This is a genomic window from Deinococcus sp. Arct2-2 (genome assembly GCF_004801315.1).
GTDB lineage: Bacteria > Deinococcota > Deinococci > Deinococcales > Deinococcaceae > Deinococcus.
Genome location: NZ_SSNW01000018.1, coordinates 22,090 through 43,050, shown reverse-complemented (window position 1 = coordinate 43,050; position 20,961 = coordinate 22,090). Strand labels below are relative to the sequence as shown.

Annotated in this window: 17 protein-coding genes and 1 pseudogene; 8 read left to right on the top strand and 10 right to left on the bottom strand. The window is 59.6% G+C overall.

Annotation, left to right across the window (positions count from 1 at the left end; genetic code table 11):
* Window positions 1-216: 216 nt before the first annotated feature.
* The 5 genes from E7T06_RS09815 to E7T06_RS09795 form a co-directional block, all read right to left on the bottom strand.
* Window positions 217-834, bottom strand: coding sequence for a GAD-like domain-containing protein (locus E7T06_RS09815; RefSeq protein ID WP_136365638.1), 618 nt, complete (start codon window positions 832-834; stop codon window positions 217-219).
* 2 nt (window positions 835-836) lie between these two features.
* Complete coding sequence (locus E7T06_RS21740; protein ID WP_240740948.1) at window positions 837-3,905, bottom strand: DUF4157 domain-containing protein; 3,069 nt, start codon at window positions 3,903-3,905, stop codon at window positions 837-839.
* Between the two features lie 18 nt (window positions 3,906-3,923).
* Window positions 3,924-4,355 (bottom strand): hypothetical protein, encoded by a 432-nt coding sequence (locus tag E7T06_RS21735; RefSeq protein ID WP_240740949.1) that lies wholly within the window; start codon window positions 4,353-4,355, stop codon window positions 3,924-3,926.
* Window positions 4,356-4,737: 382 nt separating this feature from the next.
* The gene (locus tag E7T06_RS09800; RefSeq protein ID WP_168733462.1) at window positions 4,738-5,589 is read right to left on the bottom strand and encodes a TIGR02452 family protein; all 852 of its coding nucleotides are present in this window, start codon (window positions 5,587-5,589) and stop codon (window positions 4,738-4,740) included.
* Between the two features lie 354 nt (window positions 5,590-5,943).
* The gene (locus E7T06_RS09795; protein WP_136365640.1) at window positions 5,944-6,315 is read right to left on the bottom strand and encodes a hypothetical protein; all 372 of its coding nucleotides are present in this window, start codon (window positions 6,313-6,315) and stop codon (window positions 5,944-5,946) included.
* 234 nt (window positions 6,316-6,549) lie between these two features.
* Here E7T06_RS09795 and E7T06_RS09790 point away from each other — a divergent pair, with 234 nt between their 5' ends.
* Entirely contained in the window at window positions 6,550-7,284 is a 735-nt protein-coding gene (locus E7T06_RS09790; protein ID WP_240740950.1) for a transposase, read from the top strand.
* 982 nt (window positions 7,285-8,266) lie between these two features.
* Window positions 8,267-8,536: a transposase gene (locus tag E7T06_RS09785; RefSeq protein ID WP_136365641.1), complete on the top strand. Its 270-nt coding sequence runs from the start codon at window positions 8,267-8,269 to the stop codon at window positions 8,534-8,536.
* A gap of 304 nt (window positions 8,537-8,840) precedes the next feature.
* Here E7T06_RS09785 and E7T06_RS09775 read toward each other — a convergent pair.
* The 3 genes and pseudogenes from E7T06_RS09775 to E7T06_RS09765 form a co-directional block, all read right to left on the bottom strand.
* Window positions 8,841-9,557 (bottom strand): annotated as a pseudogene (locus E7T06_RS09775) (IS3 family transposase); the annotation flags it as partial.
* Between the two features lie 125 nt (window positions 9,558-9,682).
* On the bottom strand, window positions 9,683-9,952 hold the full coding sequence (locus E7T06_RS09770; protein WP_136365641.1) for a transposase: 270 nt from the start codon (window positions 9,950-9,952) through the stop codon (window positions 9,683-9,685).
* 982 nt (window positions 9,953-10,934) lie between these two features.
* A complete protein-coding gene (locus E7T06_RS09765) occupies window positions 10,935-11,669 on the bottom strand; it encodes a transposase (protein ID WP_240740950.1) in 735 nt (244 codons plus the stop codon).
* Between the two features lie 234 nt (window positions 11,670-11,903).
* On the opposite strand from E7T06_RS09765, the gene E7T06_RS09760 reads away from it, so the two are divergent.
* The 6 genes from E7T06_RS09760 (at window position 11,904) to E7T06_RS09735 (ending at window position 18,930) form a co-directional block, all read left to right on the top strand.
* On the top strand, window positions 11,904-12,275 hold the full coding sequence (locus E7T06_RS09760) for a hypothetical protein (protein ID WP_136365640.1): 372 nt from the start codon (window positions 11,904-11,906) through the stop codon (window positions 12,273-12,275).
* A 354-nt stretch (window positions 12,276-12,629) separates the two neighbouring features.
* Window positions 12,630-13,481 (top strand): TIGR02452 family protein, encoded by an 852-nt coding sequence (locus E7T06_RS09755; protein ID WP_168733462.1) that lies wholly within the window; start codon window positions 12,630-12,632, stop codon window positions 13,479-13,481.
* A 382-nt stretch (window positions 13,482-13,863) separates the two neighbouring features.
* A complete protein-coding gene (locus E7T06_RS21730) occupies window positions 13,864-14,295 on the top strand; it encodes a hypothetical protein (RefSeq protein WP_240740949.1) in 432 nt (143 codons plus the stop codon).
* Window positions 14,296-14,313: 18 nt separating this feature from the next.
* Window positions 14,314-17,382 carry a DUF4157 domain-containing protein gene (locus E7T06_RS21725; protein ID WP_240740948.1) on the top strand — a complete coding sequence of 1,023 codons (3,069 nt, stop codon included), beginning with the start codon at window positions 14,314-14,316 and terminating at the stop codon, window positions 17,380-17,382.
* Between the two features lie 2 nt (window positions 17,383-17,384).
* Window positions 17,385-18,002 carry a GAD-like domain-containing protein gene (locus E7T06_RS09740; RefSeq protein ID WP_136365638.1) on the top strand — a complete coding sequence of 206 codons (618 nt, stop codon included), beginning with the start codon at window positions 17,385-17,387 and terminating at the stop codon, window positions 18,000-18,002.
* 367 nt (window positions 18,003-18,369) lie between these two features.
* Entirely contained in the window at window positions 18,370-18,930 is a 561-nt protein-coding gene (locus E7T06_RS09735) for a hypothetical protein (protein ID WP_240740947.1), read from the top strand.
* Window positions 18,931-19,211: 281 nt separating this feature from the next.
* Here the strand turns inward: E7T06_RS09735 and E7T06_RS09730 are convergent, their stop codons facing one another.
* On the bottom strand, window positions 19,212-19,814 hold the full coding sequence (locus E7T06_RS09730; RefSeq protein ID WP_136365637.1) for a response regulator transcription factor: 603 nt from the start codon (window positions 19,812-19,814) through the stop codon (window positions 19,212-19,214).
* Window positions 19,811-20,959, bottom strand: coding sequence for a sensor histidine kinase (locus E7T06_RS09725; RefSeq protein WP_136365636.1), 1,149 nt, complete (start codon window positions 20,957-20,959; stop codon window positions 19,811-19,813). Before E7T06_RS09725 ends, E7T06_RS09730 begins: the two co-directional genes overlap by 4 nt.
* Window positions 20,960-20,961: the final 2 nt, after the last annotated feature.

The following is a 20,961-nucleotide window of genomic DNA, read 5'->3' as shown; positions in this document are numbered from 1 at the left end:
CTTACTCCCAGAGCCGCTGTAGAGAGGGTGAAGCAGTCCCAGCCTTGACCGAGGGGATGTGGCCACGCAACGCTCCGTAGGATGCAGCGCTAAAGGCCCGAAACATCTTGAAGCCGCACTCTGAGCCCCTGCTTCTCAATCCCATCGTCCCTGTAAGGTCAGGAACGGCAGCAACACGGCCGCGTCAAATCATCCGCTCTGCCCACTCCATGCTCTCTAGGGTGCCGACTCCGTTGGAAGCCCCAGAGGATTCCAGCCTTCACGCACAGCTGAGGTGGCGATATCGGCAACCATCAACAGGTATTCGCGCAGCGGAACAATTTTTGTTTCTTTGAGACTGCCGTTCCCACCGAGAGCCAACACCGGAACATACCCGTACATCTGATCGGCTTTGAGGGGGCCGAGTTTTTTCAGTGCCCGGAGGTGCTCCCGGTGTGTTTGGCTGCCTTCCCGAATCAAGGTGCCGGAGATCATCGGCTCAAGGAGTTCCCACTCGCCAAAATGCATGGCACGGGCAATTTGAGGGTGGATCAGGTAGAGCTGCTCTTGAAGCACCGCATACAAATCTCCATAGGAGGTGCGAGCGAACACCAAAAATTCACGCTGAGGGCCAAAAAATGCGCGGATGATCTCTTTGAAGTCGTCTGGATTCGTGAACCACAGTTCGCCCTGTCCATGGGACGTGAGCCCATGGTTCTCCCAGATCGCCAGCAGCACGGCGGGCAGGCTGTGCTGATAGGTCTGGAGGGTGGCAGGTAAAACATCTTCGTAAGGGTCGCAGCCAAATTCTTCCGTCAAGATCTCAAAGTGCAGCAGGTCAATGGGTTGCTTCATCTTCACCTCAATACCAAGTGCACATTCACATAGCTGGTGGCCCGGTCAGCGTTGGGAACGGCATCACATGCCGCTTTCAACTGCACAATTTTTCCGCCCGAGTTCCATTGTGTTCCCAAAAAGCTGTTGACGTCGCTGTTTCCGAGACCTTGAATGTCTAAGAGATAATCTCCACCAGCAATTTTATCGGGCATGTGAAGCGCGGCTTGGGTGGCGATGAAGGTGGCAACGCGGGTTTTGGCGTCTTGTCGGGCTTGCAAGGCGGCTTGGCGAGCGGACTGTCCTTCGGCCAGATATTGCCGCGTCAAGCGGGCCGTCAGCTGGAGTTCCAGCCGCGCTCCCTCTGCTTCCCGGTAGCGGGTGCGGGCGCTGGCATCCGAGGTTTGAACGTTTTGACGAGTTGACCTCGCTGCTCCTGGATAGAAAGGATAGCGGCGCAGCCATTCGGCAACCGTCATCCGTTTGAGGGCGTTTTCCTGTTCAGCGAGTTGCAGGGCCAGTTCCTGTTGGTCATAGCGGCGAGTGGCACCCCGGCTGGTCGGTACCCGGTTGAACGTCAGCGTGACGGGACTCATGGTGTGCGTGCCGCCCGCATGAGCGTTGATTTCATCGAGCAATTTCTGTGCATGACGGGCTACCCGCGCCGTGATGTTGCTGGCACGCATACCCATTTCGATTTTGGCTTCCCGCTCAGCCACAGGCAAGGTGGTCGTGGCGGTCAGCAGGGCCTGCTTTTCCAGCTTCACTTGCCCCAAGCCATAGGCCAAATGCGGCTGAATGGATTTATTAAAGACTTGGCGCGGATCCGCCCCCAGACTGGCGCGAGCTTGTTGAGCGAAGAACAGCAGTTGTTCACTGGCTTCTTTGGGCGTCGAAGCGATCATCAACTTCACGTTGTTGGGTTTGATCTCTGCCCAAACGCTGTGCTGTTCCCCACCGCCCCGGAACGACTTGCGGCCAAAAAGACCGGTAACCAAGGCCCGGGTCCGTGCGGCCACGGTCTGCGCACTGGTTGCCACCGTTCGCCCGGCGCTCCGGGCTGCTCCAGTTGTCTTGACGACCAAGGCTTTGATGCGGGCCACCACCTTATCCAGTACCCGGTCCAGCTTGCCCCGCACTTTATTGATGACGGCCTTGATCTTAGCCCCCAGATTGCCGAGGCCCAGCAGTTTGCCCAAGAAGCCCAGCGCCACCGGAATGCTGCGGGCCAGGGTGCTTTCGATGCCCGTGATCGCTGCGCCGATGTTGCCCGCCGCAATCGCACTGACGCTGGCGAGGGCACTGGTCACCACGCCCATGAGCTGTTGCCCTTGCTGCACGAGGAACTGCACACTGCGGAACGCCCCGATCAGGGCGTTCACAAAGCCGCCGCCGGGAATGAGCATCGTCGCCACTTTGGTGATGCCTGCCATGACCACGCTTTTGGTCACTTCTGTCTTCAGATTGCTGGCGACTTCGCTGCTGATGCTGCTCTGATTGGCCTTGATCTCAGACGCCTTATGCAGGCCACCCTTCAGGGTTTTCAAGGTGTCCAGCGTGCCTTCAGCCTGGCGCACTTGTTTTTCGCCATTCGGCCCGAGGCTTTTGACCAAGCGGCCCCGCATGGCCTGATACGTCAAGCCCATGACACTCAGGGCCGTCAGGAACACGCCTTGCAGATCCAACTTGGCGGGGAAGGCAATGCCACTGGCCCCGGTGAGCCATTGCCCTAAGCCGTTCTGCAGGTGCTTGGGGGCGTTTTGGGCAAAGCGGCTGAAGCCCCCTTTCAAAGCCCCCAGCAAATGACCGGCAAACTTGGCTGGGTTTTTCAGGACTTGCAGGATCAGGTCACCACTGCCCCGCAACTTGGCGATGACCTGTTGCCCCACTGGGGCTAAGCCTGCTGTCAGAGCGGTCAACCCAATCTCAGCGATCTTGTGGGCACTGCCGACGATCAACGCCTTCAGGCCACTGATGCGGCGGGTGATGGCGGTCTTGGCGGCTCCCAGATCCGCCTTGCTGATGGCCTTGCCGACTTCCCCCAGTGCGCCACCCAAATCCAGTTTGCCGAGCTCGGCTTTGAACCACGCCCATGCCTTGGGAATCGCCCCAGTCTCTTTCAGGGCTTTGAGGACGTCTTTCAGTGGCCCCGGCACCCAGCCTGCGAGGGCATCGAGAATGGCATGAGGATTGGCCGCCATCGTTTTACCGGTGACCAAATCTTTGCCAAAAGCCATGGTGAGTTCCCGGTAGCCGGGAATCGCGGTCAGGGCAGAGGCGAGACCGGATTTGGCCTGATCGGCCACCCACGTCAACGGATTGCCAAAGCGTTGCACGGCTTGGGGTTGGAGATCCGTCAAGGGCTTAAGGGAGAGGGCTTGGGCGGCTCCTGTTTGAACCCGTGTCAGGGCAGAAGCATGGGTGTAGATGCCCGGCGCATGGGGAGTGGGGGCCTGTTTGACGGGGAGCGTCGCCAACTTCTTGCCCATCCGCCGGGCTTCGCTCTCCAAGCCTGCATCGGGATCAACGCCCGCCTTGACATTGCCCTTACTCTGCTGCACCGTGTGGGTGGCTTCGTGCGCGAGGAGTTCAAGACCACTCTGGGTATTGGGATTGAACTGGCCGCTACGAAAGTAGATGTCAGTCCCGGTGGTAAAGGCTAAGGCATTGACCTTCTTTGCCAACAGATCCGCTTCGGCGTCGTCATGAATGCGCACTCGGCTCAGGTCGTGGTTCAGGCCTTGTTTAAGGTGGCGCAGGATCGCAGCGGGCAATGGATTGCCGCTCCCACGCCGCGCTTGAATCCGTTGCAGGACAGGCTGCAACGCTTCAGCTTCTAGTTCCGCTTTCTTGCGTTGCAAGGTCTGCTGAGTCAGTGCCACTTGATCCTGAGCATCTTGCTCGGCTTGCCTCTGGAGAGCGGTCTCCACTGCTCGTTGCAAGGCGGGCCGTTCGCCTGCAGGAATCAGCGCCATCACGGCGCGGGCCACCTGCCCACTGGCGGGATGTCGCTGTAGAGCCACCAGATGCTCAGCGTAGTGGGCTTGACGCACTGCTGGAGGCTGACGGTCTTGCCGGTACCCCTGCTGCAAGACCTGCGCCACCTGCCGTTACAGGGCCGTAAACTGCCCCGCTTGATGCACGTCCATCAAGCGGCTTTCGGCTTGCTCAGCCTGAAACCGCATCACCGTCACCCACTCGGCAGGCGATTGCGGTTTCAGGGGTGGGGAAGCAGGAGTGTGTTGCCGTTGTAAGGCAGCAGATAACGTCGCAGGAAGCAGGGGAGGCAACACATCAAGTTGGCGTTGTACCGCGGCCTGCTCGGTGGCCAATCGCTGGACTTCGCGCTGTTCGTATTGGCTGGCCTGCAAGACCGGCTGTGTTGCACGGCGTTGCGCCGAAACGGGCCGGAAGGTGTGGGCCGTCAAGGCCCGCTGAACCGCCTCTGTCGGGTTTGGAAGTGGCTCAACCGGAGCCGGGACAACCCACTGGGGCAAGACCGTTTGCGATGTTGCCCCCTTGCGCTTGACCGACTCGTACATGGGTTCAGTCTACTGCCCGTCGTGACCACCGGGGCGCAAGAGACTGACGGCTTGTCCTTCTGCCCAAGCGAGGAATTGCCGGACACCTCGCTTATAGGCGGCAATGGTATGCGGACGGGTGAGCACGCCCGAGCCGCCAGCATGACTGAGATAAGCCGTGGTCAATGAGACGAGAGCGGCCGCATTTTTTTCCCCGGCCGCTTGAACGGCGCGTCGCCTGAGTTCATCGTCATGAAGGCTCGTCCATTCTCGGCTCAAGGCCAGGAGGTCTCCTCGAAACAGCTCAAGAGTAGTCCCCATCTCCATTTCGACTTCTTCAGGCCTAAAACACCTTAGAGCAGAAAAACATGAGGCTGTACCTGGGTAAAATACGAGACACCTTTTATCCAAGACTCTCGCGGGCTGGGCCACCGTACGCCACCACGGCTTCGAGGAAGGTTGTGAGGTTATCCGGCCCTTCAGCTCGCGGTTCGGGAATAGCGAAGGTTACTTCTGCGAACGTGCTGTCGTCATTCTTCAGATGGTCGCCCAGCGCAAAGAGCATGGCCGGAGCCACCACGGCCGGGTCATTGGCGAACACGCCGCATCCCCACGCGCCCAGAATCAAGTGATCCGTACCGAGCTCCTCCGCGGCCCGCAGTACTAGGCGGGTGCGAACACGGATGCGTTCTCCCGCTTCACACTGCCGTGCCGGGTCTCCTGGAAACTCACGCAGGTTCGGTGCCGCACAGCTGATGATGTTCGCCCGCCTCGGCGAGATCGGCTGGCCATGCTCATCGAGGAAGAATAAAACGCCAGGAGAGAGTACGGCGGCGTCCGCACCCATGATCCCTGCTGCGCGTCCTGCTTCATAAAAAGGGCGCGCAGCGTCACACGACAACGACGAAAAAAGCGTCGACGTTCGGCACAGGTCCTCTTCCTGCGCGAGACTGCCGGTCAGGAAACCCCCACCGACCCGCGTGCCGGAAGCGAAGTTCAGGACCGTCACACGCGCGCCAGCAGGTGCCCGGTGGACCGCCTGGGTGCTCGTCGCGCCCATCACGGACACCTTCGGCCAGGGACGTTCGGGACCGCATCTCACAGGTGGAAGGCTCTGCAAGACGCGCGTGCCGCTGACCAACGCGTCCAGCTCCAGAGAAACGGTCTGGTCACCGAGGGTGTACTGCGCAGCGTCCAGAAGCGCCAATACGTCCTGCGTGCGCTTCTGGCGTTGAGCGCGGCTGCTGTGCGTCATCTCTCTCCTTTCAGGGCAATGGGCTGGCCTCTGGGCGGGAGCAACTGACGTCATCCGTGCCTGCCGGCTTTCCACACTGTGCCTCCTACAATTTCAGCACAACCAGAACTTCAAATGCGCCTCTCCCCAGATCTCCCTGACCGTCGTCATTGGTGATGGCGCCTATGTCAATGTGGATGTCGTGATCTATGACGATGTTCCCTTGGTCTTGAAGTAGGCATAGATGTTTAGGAGTCTCGAGCAGAGAGATGCAGGGCCGTCTCTGGCCTCACTGGCCTTAGGCCAAAGAAGAAGGCGACCCGGAGGCCGCCTGTGATGTTGAGAGCCCTGGGGGGTCACCCCCAGAATTTGAGCTTAGGGTCGGGTTCCAGTGGGGTCCTTGGAAGGGGCGTTCGTGATGGTGCAGGCCACCTTCACTTGGCCCACGTAGCAGAACTCGGGTGGGGTGAAGCGGGCGGTTACTGTTTGGGTGGGGTCCTTGGAAGGGGCGCCCGTGAGGGTACAAGCGACCTTCATTTTGCCGACATAGCAGAACTCGGGTGGGGTGAAGCGGGCGGCTTGTTCGCGTGCGCTGTTGAGTCTTGGCAGGATCAACGGAGCCGCGCTGGGTTGATTTTGGGCGATAGCCGCCGGGGCACCCGTGGTGCTGGGTGTGGTGGCTGCGGAAGCGGAGAAGGACAGGGCGACACTTGCAGCGAGGGTGGCGATCAGCATTTTGGTGGTCATGGTGTTCTCCTTGGGTGGTCAGTGGGAGGGAGGTTTTCGTTCCCCTGGGCGCTTGCCCTCTGCCTGAGAGAACAGTAGGAAAGTGACCGTGATCAACCCGTGATCGGGCATGAATCGGAGGGCACTGAACATCAGCCGGCCAGCTCACGCGGATACCCCTCCTTGCTTTTTTCTTCTCTAAAACCTCGGGTGCTAGGGGTTGCGAACGGGACATGAATAAGCGGAAGCTCCGGTATGCCTACCAAAGAACTTCCGCTGGATCAGGAGAGCGTCGAAGACCTGTTCACGCTCATCTACGTGTACGTAGATGATGATCTCCAAGCCGCTGCATGCAGCGGCTTAGTTGTGCTCCCCCACGAACCGAATCAGAAGGGCAGTTACGGCGAACTGATGACGATTGCGCTGGTGGGCGAATTGCTTGGCGAAGTGTCAGGGCAGAAGTGGTTGGCTCAGGTGCGTTCGACGTACCGGGCACTGTTTCCGTGCTTACCAGATCGAACCCGGTATCTCCGGATTCAGGCCAATCTCGAGACCATCTACGCTGATCTTGCCTTGAGACTGCCCCACTTCGACGACGACACCGTGTATGTGATTGACAGCACACCGTTGGTGCTGTGCACAGGGACGCGCTATGCGCGACCCCGAGCGATCACCGAGGCGGGCAGTGGACGCGGTGGGCACGGAGGCTACAGTGTGAAAGGACGGTTCTATGGCTTCAAGCTGCATGTCATCATTGACGATCATGGCATGATCGTCCGCTTTGCCCTCGCTGCTGGAAATGAAAGTGATCCGCCGCTCGCTCGCACCGTATTGGACGAAGGCGAGGGAGCATTGGTACTCGGTGATCGGGGCTACCAAGGCTGTGGCGTCTACGCGCAACCCAAGAGCAACATGAAGCAACCGCGCCCCTGGTGGGGCGTTACGGAGGGGCCTCAGAAAGACGATAGAAACGGTCTTTTCTCGTCTTGATCGCTCATTTCACCTGATGCTTCCACAGCTCAATTCTTTTCGGTCCATTCGCGCCCATGTGTGCCGCAAGATTGCTGCCCACAATCTAGCCTTGTTCTTTGGCGGCCTTTGATCCCCTAGCACCCGAGGTCTAAAGGGATTTAGACCAGAGAAACCTTAGAGGATGGTCGCTGAAGATTTGGGCACTAAGCTTTAGGGATGTCCGAGTCTTCTCCCTTTCCTGCTCGAGCTTTAGCACTTGCTAAGCAACTTGCGCGTCCAGTGACCTTCCTTCAGTTTGATGGGGAAGAGGATCCCATTGCTGTCTGGCAAGGCGCACCAAGTGTGCCTCTGCCTGAGCATCTCGTTGTGACAGACGAAGAGCAAATTGATGATGGCGACTTCCTCACGCATTGGCTGAGTGTGGATGCCAGAAAGCTGCCACAGGCCCTCCCCGGGTGTGTCAGCGTGTACCTCAATCCAGGGGGGAATCAAGCCCTCGCCCTGTATGACGCTGAAGCAGTTCTGCACGAGGATGAAGGGCACGCACTCTACGGGCAGACGAGTCAGCAAATGCCACATCTGGATGCCCTGTTCCGACACGGCTCACCGGATCTCCAAAAGTGGGTCTCCCAAGAACTGGGCACCTCTGTAGCAGAGATGTTGAACTGGAGCGAGCTCCCGCTGTGGAAGTCTTTGATCCTCACTGACCTAGATCAGCAACTGCGTGCAGACCATCCGATGTGGGCAGAAGAAGCTCCGGTCGCCCAACTGGGAGGTTGGTGCTGGGGTTGGCCAGATCAGACTTGGGACGAACGGGAGAAGCAGGATCAGCAGTTGATGGTCGTGACTTACCAGAACAGTGAGCCTTGGGTAGAGCTGTGGTGGACTGGCCAAGGATTCGAAGTCCTGGAGTGCCCCCCAAAAACTGGACGGCGTGAAGTAGAGACGAAGGCTCGCCATCCCAGCCGTGATTTGTCAGGCTGGAAGGCGAGGAGACGTCATGAAACAGAAGCAGTTCACCGAAGACCAAATCATCAAGTTGCTGCAAGATGCCAAGAAAGGTCAACAGCCCATAGAGGAGTTGTGCCGGGATTTCGGATGCAGCCCAGCGTCGTACTACACGTGGAAAAAGAAATACGGCGACACGACTCCAGATGAAGCGAAGCGGCTGCGCCACTTGGAGAAGGAAAATGCGCGGTTATTGCGGATCGTGGGCCAGCAGCGCCTCGAAATCGAGGCGGTCAAGGAGGTGTTGGCAAAAAAGCGATAACGACCCCTGAGAAGCGTGTCTTAGTGCGAGAACTGGTCACGCAGCGGGTCAAGCCCGAACGGGCTTGCTTCTTGGTGGGTCTGCCTAAATCATCGTGGCACTACCGGCCCAAACCGTGCCAGGACGACGAAATTCGTCGTCGGATTCGCGAACTGGCGGGGCAACATCCGCGACGTGGTTCTCGGTTCATCCACGCACTGCTCGTCAAAGAAGGCAACAAGGTCAACAGGAAGAAAGTGCGACGAATCTGGCGGGAGGAGTGGGCTGGCCCCAATGTTTGGACGACTTCAAGTAGAGACTCGGCTCAGGTACAGGGTACAGGATGTGAAGCCGAGCGAGTCAACCAGGTGGCGGCGAACTCGTCCGGCGTTTGGTAAGCGAGCGAAGAATGTGGCCTGTGGGTGTTGTAAAACGCTCGCCAGCCTTCAATCAGGACGCCGGCATGTTTGACGGAATAGAAGATTTCTTGGGTCAAGCACTCTTCCCGCAAGCGGGAGTGGAAACTTTCGGCGAAGCCGTTCTGCCAGGGTTTCCCCGGTTCTATGAACCGGGTGCTGACCTCCTGCACGGCTAACCAAATGCCCAAATCACGAGCAATGAATTCTGAGCCTTTGTCGCTCCGTAGGAAGGTCGGGGCACCCCTCTCTTTGATGACTTCGTCTAGGACGGCTTTCACGTCCATAGACGTGAAAGCCTCTGCGACGCGGATGGCAAGCGATTGCCGGGTGAACTCATCCGTGAGGGTGAGGATTTTCAGGGTGCTGCCTCCGAGGGTTTGGTCGAAAATGAAGTCGTATGTCCAGACGTGATTGGGGCACTCCGCGGTCATGGGGATGGTGTTGCCGGTGCGGATTTTCCGGCTGGGGTTCTTCTTGATCGTCAGCTGCTCCTCCCGCCAGATTCGTCGCACTTTCTTCCTGTTGACCTTGTTGCCTTCTTTGACGAGCAGTGCGTGGATGAACCGAGAACCACGTCGCGGATGTTGCCCCGCCAGTTCGCGAATCCGACGACGAATTTCGTCGTCCTGGCACGGTTTGGGCCGGTAGTGCTACGATGATTTAGGCAGACCCACCAAGAAGCAAGCCCGTTCGGGCTTGACCCGCTGCGTGACCAGTTCTCGCACTAAGACACGCTTCTCAGGGGTCGTTATCGCTTTTTTGCCAACACCTCCTTGACCGCCTCGATTTCGAGGCGCTGCTGGCCCACGATCCGCAATAACCGCGCATTTTCCTTCTCCAAGTGGCGCAGCCGCTTCGCTTCATCTGGAGTCGTGTCGCCGTATTTCTTTTTCCACGTGTAGTACGACGCGGGGCTGCATCCGAAATCCCGGCACAACTCCTCTATGGGCTGTTGACCTTTCTTGGCATCTTGCAGCAACTTGATGATTTGGTCTTCGGTGAACTGCTTCTGTTTCATGACGTCTCCTCGCCTTCCAGCCTGACAAATCAGGGCTGGGATGGCGAGCCTTCGTCTCTACTTCACGCCGTCCAGTTTTTGGGGGGCACTCCACGACTTCGAATCCTTGGCCAGTCCACCACAGCTCTACCCAAGGCTCACTGTTCTGGTAAGTCACGACCATCAACTGCTGATCCTGCTTCTCCCGTTCGTCCCAAGTCTGATCTGGCCAACCCCAGCACCAACCTCCCAGTTGGGCGACCGGAGCTTCTTCTGCCCACATCGGATGGTCTGCACGCAGTTGCTGATCTAGGTCAGTGAGGATCAAAGACTTCCACAGCGGGAGCTCGCTCCAGTTCAACATCTCTGCTACAGAGGTGCCCAGTTCTTGGGAGACCCACTTTTGGAGATCCGGTGAGCCGTGTCGGAACAGGGCATCCAGATGTGGCATTTGCTGACTCGTCTGCCCGTAGAGTGCGTGCCCTTCATCCTCGTGCAGAACTGCTTCAGCGTCATACAGGGCGAGGGCTTGATTCCCCCCTGGATTGAGGTACACGCTGACACACCCGGGGAGGGCCTGTGGCAGCTTTCTGGCATCCACACTCAGCCAATGCGTGAGGAAGTCGCCATCATCAATTTGCTCTTCGTCTGTCACAACGAGATGCTCAGGCAGAGGCACACTTGGTGCGCCTTGCCAGACAGCAATGGGATCCTCTTCCCCATCAAACTGAAGGAAGGTCACTGGACGCGCAAGTTGCTTAGCAAGTGCTAAAGCTCGAGCAGGAAAGGGAGAAGACTCGGACATCCCTAAAGCTTAGTGCCCAAATCTTCAGCGACCATCCTCTAAGGTTTCTCTGGTCTAAATCCCTTTAGACCTCGGGTGCTAGGGGATCAAAGGCCGCCAAAGAACAAGGCTAGATTGTGGGCAGCAATCTTGCGGCACACATGGGCGCGAATGGACCGAAAAGAATTGAGCTGTGGAAGCATCAGGTGAAATGAGCGATCAAGACGAGAAAAGACCGTTTCTATCGTCTTTCTGAGGCCCCTCCGTAACGCCCCACCAGGGGCGCGGTTGCTTCATGTTGCTCTTGGGTTGCGCGTAGACGCCACAGCCTTGGTAGCCCCGATCACCGAGTACCAATGCTCCCTCGCCTTCGTCCAATACGGTGCGAGCGAGCGGCGGATCACTTTCATTTCCAGCAGCGAGGGCAAAGCGGACGATCATGCCATGATCGTCAATGATGACATGCAGCTTGAAGCCATAGAACCGTCCTTTCACACTGTAGCCTCCGTGCCCACCGCGTCCACTGCCCGCCTCGGTGATCGCTCGGGGTCGCGCATAGCGCGTCCCTGTGCACAGCACCAACGGTGTGCTGTCAATCACATACACGGTGTCGTCGTCGAAGTGGGGCAGTCTCAAGGCAAGATCAGCGTAGATGGTCTCGAGATTGGCCTGAATCCGGAGATACCGGGTTCGATCTGGTAAGCACGGAAACAGTGCCCGGTACGTCGAACGCACCTGAGCCAACCACTTCTGCCCTGACACTTCGCCAAGCAATTCGCCCACCAGCGCAATCGTCATCAGTTCGCCGTAACTGCCCTTCTGATTCGGTTCGTGGGGGAGCACAACTAAGCCGCTGCATGCAGCGGCTTGGAGATCATCATCTACGTACACGTAGATGAGCGTGAACAGGTCTTCGACGCTCTCCTGATCCAGCGGAAGTTCTTTGGTAGGCATACCGGAGCTTCCGCTTATTCATGTCCCGTTCGCAACCCCTAGCACCCGAGGTTTTAGAGAAGAAAAAAGCAAGGAGGGGTATCCGCGTGAGCTGGCCGGCTGATGTTCAGTGCCCTCCGATTCATGCCCGATCACGGGTTGATCACGGTCACTTTCCTACTGTTCTCTCAGGCAGAGGGCAAGCGCCCAGGGGAACGAAAACCTCCCTCCCACTGACCACCCAAGGAGAACACCATGACCACCAAAATGCTGATCGCCACCCTCGCTGCAAGTGTCGCCCTGTCCTTCTCCGCTTCCGCAGCCACCACACCCAGCACCACGGGTGCCCCGGCGGCTATCGCCCAAAATCAACCCAGCGCGGCTCCGTTGATCCTGCCAAGACTCAACAGCGCACGCGAACAAGCCGCCCGCTTCACCCCACCCGAGTTCTGCTATGTCGGCAAAATGAAGGTCGCTTGTACCCTCACGGGCGCCCCTTCCAAGGACCCCACCCAAACAGTAACCGCCCGCTTCACCCCACCCGAGTTCTGCTACGTGGGCCAAGTGAAGGTGGCCTGCACCATCACGAACGCCCCTTCCAAGGACCCCACTGGAACCCGACCCTAAGCTCAAATTCTGGGGGTGACCCCCCAGGGCTCTCAACATCACAGGCGGCCTCCGGGTCGCCTTCTTCTTTGGCCTAAGGCCAGTGAGGCCAGAGACGGCCCTGCATCTCTCTGCTCGAGACTCCTAAACATCTATGCCTACTTCAAGACCAAGGGAACATCGTCATAGATCACGACATCCACATTGACATAGGCGCCATCACCAATGACGACGGTCAGGGAGATCTGGGGAGAGGCGCATTTGAAGTTCTGGTTGTGCTGAAATTGTAGGAGGCACAGTGTGGAAAGCCGGCAGGCACGGATGACGTCAGTTGCTCCCGCCCAGAGGCCAGCCCATTGCCCTGAAAGGAGAGAGATGACGCACAGCAGCCGCGCTCAACGCCAGAAGCGCACGCAGGACGTATTGGCGCTTCTGGACGCTGCGCAGTACACCCTCGGTGACCAGACCGTTTCTCTGGAGCTGGACGCGTTGGTCAGCGGCACGCGCGTCTTGCAGAGCCTTCCACCTGTGAGATGCGGTCCCGAACGTCCCTGGCCGAAGGTGTCCGTGATGGGCGCGACGAGCACCCAGGCGGTCCACCGGGCACCTGCTGGCGCGCGTGTGACGGTCCTGAACTTCGCTTCCGGCACGCGGGTCGGTGGGGGTTTCCTGACCGGCAGTCTCGCGCAGGAAGAGGACCTGTGCCGAACGTCGACGCTTTTTTCGTCGTTGTCGTGTGACGCTGCGCGCCCTTTTTATGAAGCAGGACGCGCAGCAGGGATCATGGGTGCGGACGCCGCCGTACTCTCTCCTGGCGTTTTATTCTTCCTCGATGAGCATGGCCAGCCGATCTCGCCGAGGCGGGCGAACATCATCAGCTGTGCGGCACCGAACCTGCGTGAGTTTCCAGGAGACCCGGCACGGCAGTGTGAAGCGGGAGAACGCATCCGTGTTCGCACCCGCCTAGTACTGCGGGCCGCGGAGGAGCTCGGTACGGATCACTTGATTCTGGGCGCGTGGGGATGCGGCGTGTTCGCCAATGACCCGGCCGTGGTGGCTCCGGCCATGCTCTTTGCGCTGGGCGACCATCTGAAGAATGACGACAGCACGTTCGCAGAAGTAACCTTCGCTATTCCCGAACCGCGAGCTGAAGGGCCGGATAACCTCACAACCTTCCTCGAAGCCGTGGTGGCGTACGGTGGCCCAGCCCGCGAGAGTCTTGGATAAAAGGTGTCTCGTATTTTACCCAGGTACAGCCTCATGTTTTTCTGCTCTAAGGTGTTTTAGGCCTGAAGAAGTCGAAATGGAGATGGGGACTACTCTTGAGCTGTTTCGAGGAGACCTCCTGGCCTTGAGCCGAGAATGGACGAGCCTTCATGACGATGAACTCAGGCGACGCGCCGTTCAAGCGGCCGGGGAAAAAAATGCGGCCGCTCTCGTCTCATTGACCACGGCTTATCTCAGTCATGCTGGCGGCTCGGGCGTGCTCACCCGTCCGCATACCATTGCCGCCTATAAGCGAGGTGTCCGGCAATTCCTCGCTTGGGCAGAAGGACAAGCCGTCAGTCTCTTGCGCCCCGGTGGTCACGACGGGCAGTAGACTGAACCCATGTACGAGTCGGTCAAGCGCAAGGGGGCAACATCGCAAACGGTCTTGCCCCAGTGGGTTGTCCCGGCTCCGGTTGAGCCACTTCCAAACCCGACAGAGGCGGTTCAGCGGGCCTTGACGGCCCACACCTTCCGGCCCGTTTCGGCGCAACGCCGTGCAACACAGCCGGTCTTGCAGGCCAGCCAATACGAACAGCGCGAAGTCCAGCGATTGGCCACCGAGCAGGCCGCGGTACAACGCCAACTTGATGTGTTGCCTCCCCTGCTTCCTGCGACGTTATCTGCTGCCTTACAACGGCAACACACTCCTGCTTCCCCACCCCTGAAACCGCAATCGCCTGCCGAGTGGGTGACGGTGATGCGGTTTCAGGCTGAGCAAGCCGAAAGCCGCTTGATGGACGTGCATCAAGCGGGGCAGTTTACGGCCCTGTAACGGCAGGTGGCGCAGGTCTTGCAGCAGGGGTACCGGCAAGACCGTCAGCCTCCAGCAGTGCGTCAAGCCCACTACGCTGAGCATCTGGTGGCTCTACAGCGACATCCCGCCAGTGGGCAGGTGGCCCGCGCCGTGATGGCGCTGATTCCTGCAGGCGAACGGCCCGCCTTGCAACGAGCAGTGGAGACCGCTCTCCAGAGGCAAGCCGAGCAAGATGCTCAGGATCAAGTGGCACTGACTCAGCAGACCTTGCAACGCAAGAAAGCGGAACTAGAAGCTGAAGCGTTGCAGCCTGTCCTGCAACGGATTCAAGCGCGGCGTGGGAGCGGCAATCCATTGCCCGCTGCGATCCTGCGCCACCTTAAACAAGGCCTGAACCACGACCTGAGCCGAGTGCGCATTCATGACGACGCCGAAGCGGATCTGTTGGCAAAGAAGGTCAATGCCTTAGCCTTTACCACCGGGACTGACATCTACTTTCGTAGCGGCCAGTTCAATCCCAATACCCAGAGTGGTCTTGAACTCCTCGCGCACGAAGCCACCCACACGGTGCAGCAGAGTAAGGGCAATGTCAAGGCGGGCGTTGATCCCGATGCAGGCTTGGAGAGCGAAGCCCGGCGGATGGGCAAGAAGTTGGCGACGCTCCCCGTCAAACAGGCCCCCACTCCCCATGCGCCGGGCATCTACACCCATGCTTCTGCCCTGACACGGGTTCAAACAGGAGCCGCCCAAGCCCTCTCCCTTAAGCCCTTGACGGATCTCCAACCCCAAGCCGTGCAACGCTTTGGCAATCCGTTGACGTGGGTGGCCGATCAGGCCAAATCCGGTCTCGCCTCTGCCCTGACCGCGATTCCCGGCTACCGGGAACTCACCATGGCTTTTGGCAAAGATTTGGTCACCGGTAAAACGATGGCGGCCAATCCTCATGCCATTCTCGATGCCCTCGCAGGCTGGGTGCCGGGGCCACTGAAAGACGTCCTCAAAGCCCTGAAAGAGACTGGGGCGATTCCCAAGGCATGGGCGTGGTTCAAAGCCGAGCTCGGCAAACTGGATTTGGGTGGCGCACTGGGGGAAGTCGGCAAGGCCATCAGCAAGGCGGATCTGGGAGCCGCCAAGACCGCCATCACCCGCCGCATCAGTGGCCTGAAGGCGTTGATCGTCGGCAGTGCCCACAAGATCGCTGAGATTGGGTTGACCGCTCTGACAGCAGGCTTAGCCCCAGTGGGGCAACAGGTCATCGCCAAGTTGCGGGGCAGTGGTGACCTGATCCTGCAAGTCCTGAAAAACCCAGCCAAGTTTGCCGGTCATTTGCTGGGGGCTTTGAAAGGGGGCTTCAGCCGCTTTGCCCAAAACGCCCCCAAGCACCTGCAGAACGGCTTAGGGCAATGGCTCACCGGGGCCAGTGGCATTGCCTTCCCCGCCAAGTTGGATCTGCAAGGCGTGTTCCTGACGGCCCTGAGTGTCATGGGCTTGACGTATCAGGCCATGCGGGGCCGCTTGGTCAAAAGCCTCGGGCCGAATGGCGAAAAACAAGTGCGCCAGGCTGAAGGCACGCTGGACACCTTGAAAACCCTGAAGGGTGGCCTGCATAAGGCGTCTGAGATCAAGGCCAATCAGAGCAGCATCAGCAGCGAAGTCGCCAGCAATCTGAAGACAGAAGTGACCAAAAGCGTGGTCATGGCAGGCATCACCAAAGTGGCGACGATGCTCATTCCCGGCGGCGGCTTTGTGAACGCCCTGATCGGGGCGTTCCGCAGTGTGCAGTTCCTCGTGCAGCAAGGGCAACAGCTCATGGGCGTGGTGACCAGTGCCCTCGCCAGCGTCAGTGCGATTGCGGCGGGCAACATCGGCGCAGCGATCACGGGCATCGAAAGCACCCTGGCCCGCAGCATTCCGGTGGCGCTGGGCTTCTTGGGCAAACTGCTGGGCCTCGGCAATCTGGGGGCTAAGATCAAGGCCGTCATCAATAAAGTGCGGGGCAAGCTGGACCGGGTACTGGATAAGGTGGTGGCCCGCATCAAAGCCTTGGTCGTCAAGACAACTGGAGCAGCCCGGAGCGCCGGGCGAACGGTGGCAACCAGTGCGCAGACCGTGGCCGCACGGACCCGGGCCTTGGTTACCGGTCTTTTTGGCCGCAAGTCGTTCCGGGGCGGTGGGGAACAGCACAGCGTTTGGGCAGAGATCAAACCCAACAACGTGAAGTTGATGATCGCTTCGACGCCCAAAGAAGCCAGTGAACAACTGCTGTTCTTCGCTCAACAAGCTCGCGCCAGTCTGGGGGCGGATCCGCGCCAAGTCTTTAATAAATCCATTCAGCCGCATTTGGCCTATGGCTTGGGGCAAGTGAAGCTGGAAAAGCAGGCCCTGCTGACCGCCACGACCACCTTGCCTGTGGCTGAGCGGGAAGCCAAAATCGAAATGGGTATGCGTGCCAGCAACATCACGGCGCGGGTAGCCCGTCATGCACAGAAATTGCTCGATGAAATCAACGCTCATGCGGGCGGCACGCACACCATGAGTCCCGTCACGCTGACGTTCAACCGGGTACCGACCAGCCGGGGTGCCACTCGCCGCTATGACCAACAGGAACTGGCCCTGCAACTCGCTGAACAGGAAAACGCCCTCAAACGGATGACGGTTGCCGAATGGCTGCGCCGCTATCCTTTCTATCCAGGAGCAGCGAGGTCAACTCGTCAAAACGTTCAAACCTCGGATGCCAGCGCCCGCACCCGCTACCGGGAAGCAGAGGGAGCGCGGCTGGAACTCCAGCTGACGGCCCGCTTGACGCGGCAATATCTGGCCGAAGGACAGTCCGCTCGCCAAGCCGCCTTGCAAGCCCGACAAGACGCCAAAACCCGCGTTGCCACCTTCATCGCCACCCAAGCCGCGCTTCACATGCCCGATAAAATTGCTGGTGGAGATTATCTCTTAGACATTCAAGGTCTCGGAAACAGCGACGTCAACAGCTTTTTGGGAACACAATGGAACTCGGGCGGAAAAATTGTGCAGTTGAAAGCGGCATGTGATGCCGTTCCCAACGCTGACCGGGCCACCAGCTATGTGAATGTGCACTTGGTATTGAGGTGAAGATGAAGCAACCCATTGACCTGCTGCACTTTGAGATCTTGACGGAAGAATTTGGCTGCGACCCTTACGAAGATGTTTTACCTGCCACCCTCCAGACCTATCAGCACAGCCTGCCCGCCGTGCTGCTGGCGATCTGGGAGAACCATGGGCTCACGTCCCATGGACAGGGCGAACTGTGGTTCACGAATCCAGACGACTTCAAAGAGATCATCCGCGCATTTTTTGGCCCTCAGCGTGAATTTTTGGTGTTCGCTCGCACCTCCTATGGAGATTTGTATGCGGTGCTTCAAGAGCAGCTCTACCTGATCCACCCTCAAATTGCCCGTGCCATGCATTTTGGCGAGTGGGAACTCCTTGAGCCGATGATCTCCGGCACCTTGATTCGGGAAGGCAGCCAAACACACCGGGAGCACCTCCGGGCACTGAAAAAACTCGGCCCCCTCAAAGCCGATCAGATGTACGGGTATGTTCCGGTGTTGGCTCTCGGTGGGAACGGCAGTCTCAAAGAAACAAAAATTGTTCCGCTGCGCGAATACCTGTTGATGGTTGCCGATATCGCCACCTCAGCTGTGCGTGAAGGCTGGAATCCTCTGGGGCTTCCAACGGAGTCGGCACCCTAGAGAGCATGGAGTGGGCAGAGCGGATGATTTGACGCGGCCGTGTTGCTGCCGTTCCTGACCTTACAGGGACGATGGGATTGAGAAGCAGGGGCTCAGAGTGCGGCTTCAAGATGTTTCGGGCCTTTAGCGCTGCATCCTACGGAGCGTTGCGTGGCCACATCCCCTCGGTCAAGGCTGGGACTGCTTCACCCTCTCTACAGCGGCTCTGGGAGTAAGGCCAGCTGGAACTGGATGTGGTGAAGCAGAGCATGGCCTCCCTCGCCAAGTTTTCGAAGGGTGGGAACGTCGCGGCTAACACCGCCATTGAGACGGCTTTGATGCAGGCCACGGCACCGCTGCGCCTCTTGTCCGATATTTTGGATGGCGGATGAACGTTCAAGAACTCAGGACGGCCTGTGAGCGCTGGACGCCCTTTGAGGATGCCTCTCCAGCATTGATCACCGCACTGGAGGTATGCCTTGATGAGCCGAACACTGAACTGGACACGTTGTTCCGCGACGTGGTGTACGCCTTCAACGAAGCATCGGATGGCTTCTGGATCAACTACGCTATCCAGTACGCTCCCCAAGCCAAAGAGCCGGAAACTGCGTTGGAGTATCTGGAGTACATCGTGGGGCATCCAGAACTCTACGGTGTCTTGGGAGGACGTTTCAGCGCCGCCGCGAGTACCTTGGGCAAGGTCGCGCCCTATCCAAACGCTGCTTTACGGCAACTGATGACCCAGCCCGAGACCGGGAACGAGGAAGCCGACTTTGATGTGCAGTATGCGCGTGCGGCAGCCTTTGGAGCTTACGTCATGACCGCAACCAGCTTTGAGTATGGCCTCGAGGCAGGACGCGCCATCCGGGACAAGGGCGAGCAGCCAACGCTGGAGAAAGCCGAAGCCCTGATTCGGGCTTGGCCCGGCTCTTGCGACTCCAAGTCTTAACTCAGCAGGCCCAACAGTGGGACAACTTGAGGACAGCTCACCCTGAATTCAGAGCAGTGAGGGCCAATGCTCATGGCGTAAGTGAGGCTGTGGACACTGAATGGCAGTGCAAAAACCTGTGGAGTGAATCAGGATAAAGGCAACAGGCTTGTGCAACAGGAAAAGGCCGTGTCCATCACTGTTTTCCTCTCGTTGAGAAAGCTTCCCTTTCGCACTGCCCCCCGACTCATTGTTTTCTCATTCTGAAGGGCGGCATCGGATGCCCTCGCTAGGTTAAGTCCTCATAACCAGCCCTTCTCCCGCGCCCGCTTTGCTGCCTCGGCGCGGTTGGCAGCTCCCAGCTTGCTGATCGCTTCCGACAGGTAGTTTCTGACCGTGCCTTCGGACAGGCCGAGGCCGGCAGCGATGGCGGCGGTCGAGGTGCCGCTCTCGGCTTCGCGCAGCACTTGCCGTTCTCGCTCGGTCAGGGGGTCAGGGTCGTCCCACGCGCGTTCTGCCAGGGCGGGGGCAATGGCGCGGCCCCCGCCCTGCACCTGGCGGATGGCCTGTGCAAGCTGGGTGGCGGGCGCGTCCTTGAGCAAATACCCGCGTGCCCCGGCGTCCAGTGCCCGGCGGAGGTAGCCGCTGCGGGCAAAGGTCGTCACGATGATCACGCGCACGGCGGGGTAGTCTTCGCGCACACGGGCAGCCAGATCCAGCCCGCTCAAGCGCGGCATTTCTATATCGGTCACGAGGACATCGGGCAACAGGGTGCGAACCAGTTCCAGCGCCGCCTCGCCGTCGGTGGCCGTGCCCACCACGCTGAGATCGTCTTCCAGAGACAGCAGGGCGGACAGCGCCCCCAGCACCATCGACTGATCTTCGGCCAGCAAGACGCGGATCACAGGCGCAGTCCGTCTGGCAGAAGGTCGCGTGCAGACTCGTCCGCTTCGGGGCCGGGCAGGTCGGCGGTCAGGGTCGTGCCCGCTGTGCCGTCGCGGGTCAGGCTGCCGCCCAGCGCCCTCAACCGCTCACGCATCCCGGTCAGGCCGCTGCCTTCGGGCGTCTGGCCGCCGATGCCGTCATCTTTGATGACCAGTCGGTGACCGCGTGGCGTGGGCGTCAGCGTAATCCTGACCTCGTGGGCGCGGGCGTGGCGCACTACATTCGTCACCGCCTCGCGCAGCAGCATGGCCGCGCTGGCTTCAGTGCGGGCGGGCAATTCCGGTAGAGCCTCGGTCACGGTCAGGCGCACGCCCGCCGCGTCCAGCGCCACCTTGGCACGGGCCAGTTCGGCATTCAGGCCGCTGCCCCGGTAGCCCTGCACGGCGGCCCTCACCTCGGTCAGGGCGTCTCTGCTGATGCGCTCCACTTCGCGGATTTCCTGTGCGGCGCGGGACGGATCGCGCTCTGTCAGGCGGGCGGCCAACTCGCTTTTCAGCACGATCACGCTGAGGGTGTGGCCCAGTAGATCATGCAGGTCGCGGGCAATCCGTTCGCGTTCGGCGTCGGCGGCCAGGCGCTCGTTTTCGCGCTGCACCTGCGCCAGCCGTGCACCCGCGACGCGCTGGGCATAACTGGCGTGGTTGGCATAGGCCGCCACCAGGGTAAACAGCAGGTTGGGGGCCAGCCACCACAGGTCGTCGGGGCGGTACGTGCCTGTCCAGAAGGGCCACACCATCACCGTCATGTTCAGGAAGGCCAGCCAGAACGCGGTGCCTGTGCGCCCCTGAAATCCGATCATGCTGGCCCCGTAGATCAGGAATGTGGTGGCCGTTCCCCCGATCACCGGAAGCAGCACGAAATAGCTGGCCAGCGACAAGGCCCAGCCTACCACTGCCCAGGATTGCTGCACCTGTGCGCTGCGGAGGCCGGGCCAGAAGACCCGCAAATACAGAACGATGAACCCGGTGATCAGGGCCAGAAACAGGGCCACCTGTAGCGGGCTGCGCGGCACTTCCCAGAAGCTGCCCAGCGGGAAGACCAGAAACCCCAGCCAGATCAGCGGGAAAAAATCCCAGATGTTGAGGCGGCGAGAGCGGGTAGCCATAG

Bases quoted from the DNA above. Each gene is read 5' to 3' on its own strand.
- E7T06_RS09815 (WP_136365638.1), bottom strand. From the start codon at position 834: ATGAAGCAACCCATTGACCTGCTGCACTTTGAGATCTTGACGGAAGAA.
- E7T06_RS21735 (WP_240740949.1), bottom strand. From the start codon at position 4,355: ATGTACGAGTCGGTCAAGCGCAAGGGGGCAACATCGCAAACGGTCTTG.
- E7T06_RS09800 (WP_168733462.1), bottom strand. From the start codon at position 5,589: ATGACGCACAGCAGCCGCGCTCAACGCCAGAAGCGCACGCAGGACGTA.
- E7T06_RS09795 (WP_136365640.1), bottom strand. From the start codon at position 6,315: ATGACCACCAAAATGCTGATCGCCACCCTCGCTGCAAGTGTCGCCCTG.
- E7T06_RS09790 (WP_240740950.1), top strand. From the start codon at position 6,550: ATGCCTACCAAAGAACTTCCGCTGGATCAGGAGAGCGTCGAAGACCTG.
- E7T06_RS09785 (WP_136365641.1), top strand. From the start codon at position 8,267: ATGAAACAGAAGCAGTTCACCGAAGACCAAATCATCAAGTTGCTGCAA.
- E7T06_RS09770 (WP_136365641.1), bottom strand. From the start codon at position 9,952: ATGAAACAGAAGCAGTTCACCGAAGACCAAATCATCAAGTTGCTGCAA.
- E7T06_RS09765 (WP_240740950.1), bottom strand. From the start codon at position 11,669: ATGCCTACCAAAGAACTTCCGCTGGATCAGGAGAGCGTCGAAGACCTG.
- E7T06_RS09760 (WP_136365640.1), top strand. From the start codon at position 11,904: ATGACCACCAAAATGCTGATCGCCACCCTCGCTGCAAGTGTCGCCCTG.
- E7T06_RS09755 (WP_168733462.1), top strand. From the start codon at position 12,630: ATGACGCACAGCAGCCGCGCTCAACGCCAGAAGCGCACGCAGGACGTA.
- E7T06_RS21730 (WP_240740949.1), top strand. From the start codon at position 13,864: ATGTACGAGTCGGTCAAGCGCAAGGGGGCAACATCGCAAACGGTCTTG.
- E7T06_RS09740 (WP_136365638.1), top strand. From the start codon at position 17,385: ATGAAGCAACCCATTGACCTGCTGCACTTTGAGATCTTGACGGAAGAA.
- E7T06_RS09735 (WP_240740947.1), top strand. From the start codon at position 18,370: ATGAACGTTCAAGAACTCAGGACGGCCTGTGAGCGCTGGACGCCCTTT.
- E7T06_RS09725 (WP_136365636.1), bottom strand. From the start codon at position 20,959: ATGGCTACCCGCTCTCGCCGCCTCAACATCTGGGATTTTTTCCCGCTG.